6 protein-coding genes are annotated in these 7,094 nt (G+C 72.2%); 1 reads left to right on the top strand and 5 read right to left on the bottom strand.

Annotated elements, in window-relative coordinates:
* Nucleotides 1-367: 367 nt before the first annotated feature.
* From GA0115240_RS29530 to GA0115240_RS29540, 3 genes are all read right to left on the bottom strand, one after another.
* Complete coding sequence (locus tag GA0115240_RS29530) at nucleotides 368-2,152, bottom strand: DUF2264 domain-containing protein (RefSeq protein WP_093741367.1); 1,785 nt, start codon at nucleotides 2,150-2,152, stop codon at nucleotides 368-370.
* Between the two features lie 235 nt (nucleotides 2,153-2,387).
* A complete protein-coding gene (locus GA0115240_RS29535) occupies nucleotides 2,388-3,137 on the bottom strand; it encodes a hypothetical protein (protein WP_093741369.1) in 750 nt (249 codons plus the stop codon).
* Nucleotides 3,138-3,349: 212 nt separating this feature from the next.
* On the bottom strand, nucleotides 3,350-4,147 hold the full coding sequence (locus tag GA0115240_RS29540; protein WP_093741370.1) for an MHYT domain-containing protein: 798 nt from the start codon (nucleotides 4,145-4,147) through the stop codon (nucleotides 3,350-3,352).
* Between the two features lie 476 nt (nucleotides 4,148-4,623).
* Here GA0115240_RS29540 and GA0115240_RS29545 point away from each other — a divergent pair, with 476 nt between their 5' ends.
* The gene (locus GA0115240_RS29545) at nucleotides 4,624-5,211 is read left to right on the top strand and encodes a DinB family protein (RefSeq protein WP_093741372.1); all 588 of its coding nucleotides are present in this window, start codon (nucleotides 4,624-4,626) and stop codon (nucleotides 5,209-5,211) included.
* A gap of 82 nt (nucleotides 5,212-5,293) precedes the next feature.
* Here GA0115240_RS29545 and GA0115240_RS29550 read toward each other — a convergent pair whose 3' ends face one another.
* Together GA0115240_RS29550 and GA0115240_RS29555 are read right to left on the bottom strand one after the other, a co-directional pair.
* The gene (locus GA0115240_RS29550; RefSeq protein ID WP_093741374.1) at nucleotides 5,294-6,052 is read right to left on the bottom strand and encodes a hypothetical protein; all 759 of its coding nucleotides are present in this window, start codon (nucleotides 6,050-6,052) and stop codon (nucleotides 5,294-5,296) included.
* Nucleotides 6,045-6,842 (bottom strand): hypothetical protein, encoded by a 798-nt coding sequence (locus GA0115240_RS29555; RefSeq protein WP_141709004.1) that lies wholly within the window; start codon nucleotides 6,840-6,842, stop codon nucleotides 6,045-6,047. The genes GA0115240_RS29550 and GA0115240_RS29555 overlap by 8 nt, the downstream gene beginning before the upstream one ends.
* Between the last annotated feature and the right edge of the window lie 252 nt (nucleotides 6,843-7,094).

Raw genomic sequence — 7,094 nt, forward strand, 5'->3', positions numbered from 1 at the left:
GATCCCCGCCTCCAGCACGCCATCGGAAGCCGCCCATCAGGGCGAGTGATGAACATAGGCGCCCCCGAGAACCCGGCCGGCCCGCGAAGCCCGAGCCACGCAGACCCACGCCGCCGGGCCCCACGCCCACACCCATGCCGATCCCCCGCCCCCACCCACGCCACCGAAGGCCGCCCGCCAGGGCCGAGTCATGACGTCGCCACCCCCAAGAACCGGCCCGGTCCGGCAGGCCGACCGACGCAGCCCACACCGCGCGGCCGCGGCGGCCCGGTGACCGCCAGGGCGGCGCCGTGCCGCCCAGCCCCTCGGCCCTGCAGGCCGGGTGATGACGCTCGCGTCCCCCAACGCACCTGCGCGACCGGCCCGTTCAGAATCTTCGCTCCGGGGGCTCCCTCTCCCAGGTGGCCGCGTCCGACGGGCCCGTCGCCAGGACCGCGCAGCGGAGCCAATGGGTGCCGGGGGGGAGGTCGGCCGTCAGGGTGGGGAGGGCGGTGCGGCGGGCGAGGACGTTGGTGCCGGGGAGGAGGTCGATCACCTGGCCGGCGCGGGGGACGGTGGAGGCCAGGTCGCGGATGCCGCTCAGGTCGCCGGCGGCCGAGACGGCCAGGGCGGCGCCGGGCTCCGCCTGGCGGCGGGGGAGGCCGGCGTCGCGGTCGACGGCGAAGGCCCCCTCGGCGGTCGACAGGGGGCGGGCGGTGCGGACGCGGTGGGTGCGCAGGTGCCAGGGGGGCGCCGCGGTGAGCCAGGTGGTGATCTCGACGTCGGGCCAGGGGCGCCATACGCTGCGGACGGTGCCGTCCGCCGCCAGCACCTCCGGGTCGGCGGACTGCTCGCGGACCCGGTGGTGCGCCGGCTCCCCGGCATCGTCGCTGACCGCGAGCATCGAGTCGTACGCGCCCTGCGCCAGGCCGAGTTCGCCGGCCGGCAGGCTGAATCCGAAGCGGGTGGAGTAGGCGAACTTGCCGTACTTCGCCGCTCCGCCGCGCACCCACGTGTTGTGCTGCCGCCCGCTGAGCATCGTCACGTCGCCGCCGGAACGCATCAGGACCGCGCCGGCCTCCGGCTGGGCCAGGGCCGCGGGCAGGTCCGCCGGGAGGGCGGTTTCCTCCGCCGTCCAGAAGGGGTGGGCGGCCGGCAGCGCCAGCGGCAGGAACGCCTTGAGCGCCCAGTACGGCGAGGCCGGCCCGTTGTACTGCTCGGCCACCCCCGGCTGCGGGTAGCCGTAGCCGACGCTGAGCAGCCCGTCCGGCGAGGTCTGCCCGGTCCGGGCCCGCCACCAGCGCAGATGCCGCAGCAGCAGCCCTTTGACCTCGCCGTACGGCACCGCGTCCACCCCGGCGTACGGCAGCGCGCCCCAGAAGGCGCCCTGGGCGAAGCGGTAAGTGAGGCTGCGGCCGAAGGGGACCGCGGAGCCGTCGTCGGCGAACCAGTGCCGGAAACCGACCGCGAATTCGGCCGCGCGCTGGCGGAAGCGCTCGGCGCGGGCCGGGTCGCCGTCGCCGGCCAGGGCGGCGTAGATCAGGCCGTAGAAGTGCATGGCCCAGGGGATGTAGTAGTCGCGCTGCTCGGTCGCGCCGTCGCCGTACCAGCCGCCGCCGAGCGCGTAGCTCTCCAGCCGGTCCAACCGGGCGTGCCGGGCGTCGCGGTCGTGGGCGTAGCCCACCCGGTCCAGGCCGAGGCTGACCATGACCGGGAAGAAGTTCCAGTTGTTCGCCGGGGTGCGGGCCGTCAGGAAGGCGGCCAGCCACGCGCCGGCCCGGTCGCGCTCCTTGCCGCTGAGGGGCTCCCAGAGCCGCTCGGGGACAAGGGCGAGGGCGAAGCCGAGGGCCGCGGTCTCCACGGTGCGCTGGTCGATGCCGTCCGGGGCGCCCCAGTACTCGGGGTGTTCCGGGTCGGTGCCGGCCGCGAGCCCACGGGCCCAGACGTCCCAGTGCGCGAACCGGCCGCCACCGGCCGCCAGCGGCGCCAGGCCCCACAGCGGGCGGGCGTAGCCCTCGAGTTCGGCGGCGGTGTCGTCATGGTGGGCGATGTTGACGCCGAGCCGGATCCGCGCGCCGCCGAGGCTGGCGTACCGCGGCAGCGGGTCGGCCAGTTCCCTCGCGTACGCCTGCAGGTCGGCCCGGGTGACCGGTCCGTCCGTACCGCTGGCCATGGGCGGCCGCCTTCCGCTGTCCGACCGGTCCGCGACCGGTGTGCGGTCACTCACTCTCGCAACACCGGTCGAACAGCGTCAACGCCCGAAGATCGACTGAGGGACCGGATCGACCGAACGACCGGAGCAACCGGCAACCGGAGCAGCCGGAACGGCGGCCCGGATCCGGCGGGGGGCGAACCGGGTCGGGCGCGACGCCTGCCCCGCGCCTGCCCCGGGCCTGCCGCGCGCCTGCCTACTGGCCGGAGCACCCCGATGCGGCACTCTTGTCCGCCAGCACGAACGGCCGCCCCGCGGCCGGCACCGCGTGGATCCGGTGATCGGTCAACGGCTGGTAGCCGTGGAACGCGTCGGGCAGCACGGGCGACCGCGTGCCGTCCTCCGGCTTTTCCAGCCACGGCGTGCCGTTGATGAACCCGGACGGATGCCGGTGCCACGTCTTTCCCGCCGCGTCCGCGAACACCACCCCCACGTCGAACTTCGTCCCGGAGCTTCCTGACAGGTCCATGTGCGCGGTGGCCGGATACATCTGCGCGATGGCCCGCAGATCGAAGGTGACTTCGCTGCATCGCGGGACGGTGTTCCAGACCTCGTAGTCGAAATAGCCCTTGTAGCGGCCGTGCGGCTTTTCGAAGGCGACATACAATTTCACCCGGGAAATGGGGTCCTGCGAACGGTTGACCAGCGTGTACGTAAGATGGTCGGCGCTGAATTCAGCGGCCGGCACCAGATTCACGGTGACGGCCTGGGACATCTCCTGGGCTTTCACCTGGCTGCTGAGCTGGTCCCCCTGGTAGTCGAGGGCGCGGGAGCTCTGATACAGACTCCAGACGCCGAAACCGATACCGGCCAGCACGCCTAACGCGGAGATCATCTCGGTAGCCCTCCTGAGCCGGCCGGGGGATCTCCTGTCCTGCGGATCGATGTCGTCGATGTCGTCGATGTCGTCGTGGCTCGGCGGAGCCGACGCTTCGTCGTCGGTCATGAGTACCTCGCGATCGAGTTGCCCTGACCCGGCGGATGCCCCGGCTTTTTCGGTACAGCCCGGAGGAAACACGCGTTACCCGGCCATGGCGCGGACACGCCCTCGAAAGGGACGCCGCGGCACAACTCCGCCGCGCCACGGGAACGTTGACCGCCGGTTACCGGCGGGCGGTGTCCGGCCGGCTCGCGGTCGACGGCTCAGCGCTGGACGGCTCAGTGGTCCGCGCTCTGCGGCTGCGTCGCGGGGGTGGCGGTCCGGGCGGACGGCGAGTCGGCGGCCTGGTCGTGCCGGAGGTCCGCCACCGGGTTGAGCATCACGGTGAAACCGACGATGAAGATGATCAGGGTGAGGCCCGCGATGAGCGGAACCACGAACGTCGAAGCCGTGACGCCGCCCAGGTTGTTGGTGGTGCTGGTGGTCGTCGAGGTGACCGCCAGCATCCCCGTGTAGTGCATTCCGCCGATGGCCGCGCCCATGACCAGCGCCGCCGCGGCCGTGAACAGCGGGCCGGTGACACGGAGCGTGGCCCACAACGCGGCGGTGGCGGCCACGACGGCGATCACTACCGACAGGATCACCACCAGTGCGTCGTAGTGCAGGGAGCCGGGGATGATGATCGCCGCCATGCCGAGGTAGTGCATTCCGGCGATGCCCAGCCCGGACAGCAGGCCGGCGCCCACCAGCGACCGCCAGGAGGAGTCCCGGCCGGCCAGCAGCATGCCGATCCCGACGAAGACCACCGCGATGACCCAACTCGCCACGGTGGGAAGCAGGCTGTAATGCAACGTGGTGCCCTGGATGTCGTAGCCGAGCATGGCCACGAAATGCATGCCCCAGATGCCGGTGCCCAGCGAAAGGGCGCCCGCGAAGAGCCATCCCTTGCCCCGCGTGGCCCCGACCACGCGAAGTCGGGTGGTACACGCCAGTCCCAGTGCCGCGCCGATGAAGGCGATCAGATAGGCGACGAGTGGATAAGCGGAATTGTCCCAGAGTTGATCGTGGTGAACCACGGCTCGCGCCCCTCGCTGGTCGGCTTGCGGTGCGATCCCCCCGCACCTTGTGCACCGTGCAACCTCGATGAAGCCACGGATCGCCGGGTGTTGGGCAGAGCGATCGCGTCGATTCCACCCCCATGGCCATCGGCTGATTCAAAGTTGTACCACCTGTTGACAGTGATCTCCACCTCGGTCGCGGGTTGATCCGAACCGTTCATCTGCAGCACGCAACTGCCGTTTCTGCTGGGGAAAACACGTATCAATGGGATCGGTGAGAGGACGTACCGACCGCCGTCGGTGCGGGATGCACCGACGCCATCGGAACGACGAATGCCCGGCTCCCGTCCGCTTCAACCGCTCCGCGCCGCCGACCGGTTCCGCCGGCCTGTTCCGCCGGCCTGTTCCGCGGGTCGGACGTGTCCGCGAGTGGCGCGCCGCCCCGCGGGAAAAGCAGTGGACAGTGATCACCCGGACGACGGGACACTGGTTCGATGACCGAAGCAGACGCGAAGGCGGATCTCCGTCTCTATGTCCAGGACGCCCGTGACGCGCTGGTGTGGAAGCTGGAGGGCCTGTCCGAGTACGACATCCGCCGGCCCATGACTCCCACCGGCACCAACCTGCTGGGGCTGGTCAAGCACATGACCGGCGCCGAAGCGGCGTACTTCGGGGAGACGTTCGGCCGCCCGGTCCAGGCGCCGCCGCTGTGGATCACCGGGGCCGCCGAGCCGAACAGCGACCTGTGGGCGACCGCCGACGAGACGCGGGCGCAGATCGTCGACGACTACCGCCGGGTGTGCGCGCACTCCGACGTGACGATCGCGACGCTTCCCCTGGACACGGTCGGCCGGGTGCCGTGGGGACCGCGGTCCGAGCTGTCCCTGCGGCGGATCCTCGTCCACATGATCGCCGAGACGCAGCGGCACGCCGGGCACGCCGACATCGTCCGTGAACTCGTCGACGGCGCGACGGGACAGCGGGCCGGGAGCGGCAATGTGGCGCCGGGCGACCCGGCTTGGTGGGAGCGGTACCGGAACCGGCTGGAGCAGGCGGCCCGGCAGGCGGACGCCGGGAGGTAGCCCCCGCCGACCGGCCCGGTCGGTCCCCGGCCCCGCGGCCCCCGGCCCAGCCGGCCCCGAACCCGAATCCGAACCGGATGCCTCAGGCCAGCATGGCGACGAGCCGGTCGTGGACGCCGTCCCTGCCGCCCGCGCCGGTCGGCACCAGCCGCTCCCGGTGCTCCGGGTCCCGGGACAGGACGTGCAGCCGTTCGCCGCGGCGGGCGAGGATCAAGTCGGTGCTGGCGCCGGCGATCTCGGCCGAACCCTCGGCGGTGTAGTGGGTGACGGTGACCAGCGCGGACCGCTCCGCCGAGGTCAGCAGGGCGTCGGCGTCCAGCGCCGGATCGGGATCCGCCGCCGAGCCGCGGGGCAGCCAGTCGGTGAGCATGTCGAGGGCCTCGTCGAACTTGTACAGGCCGATCTGGTGGACGCCGAGCGCGTCGATGCGGACCACCATGCAGATCCGCTCGGGCTGCGGGAGCAGCAGGATCCGCCACGGCTCCCCCGCGACCGTCCCCGTCGTGCGGGCGTCGAGCACCATCCGGGCCCGCTGCTGGAACGCCACCGCGATGCCCAGGTCGCCCCGTACCTGGACCTGGTCACCGGTCGAACCCGCCAGCAGCAGTTGGCGTGCCGCCAGCGAGCGGACCGCCTCGGCGAGAACCTCGTCCGAGGGCCGGGCCTCCAGGAAGTCCACGATCGCGTCCACGGCGATCAGCTCCGCGATCGTGTAGGCACCGAGCAGCACCGGTCCGGTGTCCACCAGATCCACCACGGCCGTCACCAGGCCCGGGGGCACCGACGCCTCGCCGGGACCCGGCGGCGTCTCGGGGGGAACGCTGCTGTGGTCGTCACTCATGGAGGTCTCCGATCCGGCGCGGGCCCGCCTGCGACGGCGGGGGCGCGCTGAGCACGGCGGCGGCGGTGCGCGACGGGGTTTCGGTGACCCACACCTCGGAGCTGCCGAACAGACCCCGCCCGGACCTGCCGGACAGCGACTGCCCCAGCTCGGCGGCCAGATCCTGCCGGTCCGGCGGCGTGAAGGCGGCCGCCAGGTCCTGGGACACGGCGGTGACGTCGTCGTCCTCCTCGATACGGCGCAGGGCCCGGGTGAGCGAGCGCGCCACCGGCGGGGTCAGCGTGGTGGGCACGGCGAGGTTCGGCGACAGGTACATCGGGTGGCGCTCGGTCATCCGGGACAGGCCCCAAGGGCCGACATTGCTGCGGGTGACCCGGTACACCAGGTAGTCCACGAGATGCCGGAGATCACTCGGGGCGGGCAGTTTGCGCTGGCCGAACGCGGCCGGGGTCTTCTCCAGCTGCACCCAGGTGCCCTGCTCGGTGCGCCCGTGCAGCTTCTCCCGCACCACTTGTCCGCGCATCCCGAAGTCGGGGTAGCGCCCCTTGTCGATGTCGTGGTGGTGGCTGGACAGCCGCGGGTAGCTGATCTTGTCGAACTGCCAGTCCTCGTACAGTTGCGGGTCGTCCACCAGCACATGGCCGCCGCAGAGCACGTCGTGCAGCTGCGGCACCTGCAGTCCGCGCCCTTCCAGATCCGAGATCACCACTGCTTCCTCGGGACTGAGCCGCTCGGCGGCCGTCACCAGGCCCTTGCGGTACGCCCCGCCGCGGGCGGTGATCTCGATCATGAGCCGGACCCGCCGCCGCACCTGATCGGCCCGCCGCGCACGCGCGTCGTCAGCAGCCGCCGCACCGGCTCGCCCGGCCTGCGTTATATGCCCAAATGCATGCTTTCGCTCCACCTGGCCAGTACAGCACGCCATCCCGCAAGCCGCTCGGCCTGCCCGCACGGGCACGACCCCGCGGCCAGCGCGACCACCCGGGCATGGCGCGGCTTCCCGCCGCCCGGGGCCCGGGTCCGGCAGCAGCTGTCCGGCAGG

Origin of the sequence: Streptomyces sp. DvalAA-14 (assembly GCF_900091855.1) — a bacterium.
In the GTDB taxonomy this organism is placed as follows: Bacteria; Actinomycetota; Actinomycetes; order Streptomycetales; family Streptomycetaceae; genus Actinacidiphila.

Coding starts and splice junctions, on each gene's coding strand:
- GA0115240_RS29555 (WP_141709004.1), bottom strand. CDS start 6,842: ATGATCGAGATCACCGCCCGCGGCGGGGCGTACCGCAAGGGCCTGGTG.
- GA0115240_RS29545 (WP_093741372.1), top strand. CDS start 4,624: ATGACCGAAGCAGACGCGAAGGCGGATCTCCGTCTCTATGTCCAGGAC.
- GA0115240_RS29530 (WP_093741367.1), bottom strand. CDS start 2,152: ATGGCCAGCGGTACGGACGGACCGGTCACCCGGGCCGACCTGCAGGCG.
- GA0115240_RS29535 (WP_093741369.1), bottom strand. CDS start 3,137: ATGACCGACGACGAAGCGTCGGCTCCGCCGAGCCACGACGACATCGAC.
- GA0115240_RS29550 (WP_093741374.1), bottom strand. CDS start 6,052: ATGAGTGACGACCACAGCAGCGTTCCCCCCGAGACGCCGCCGGGTCCC.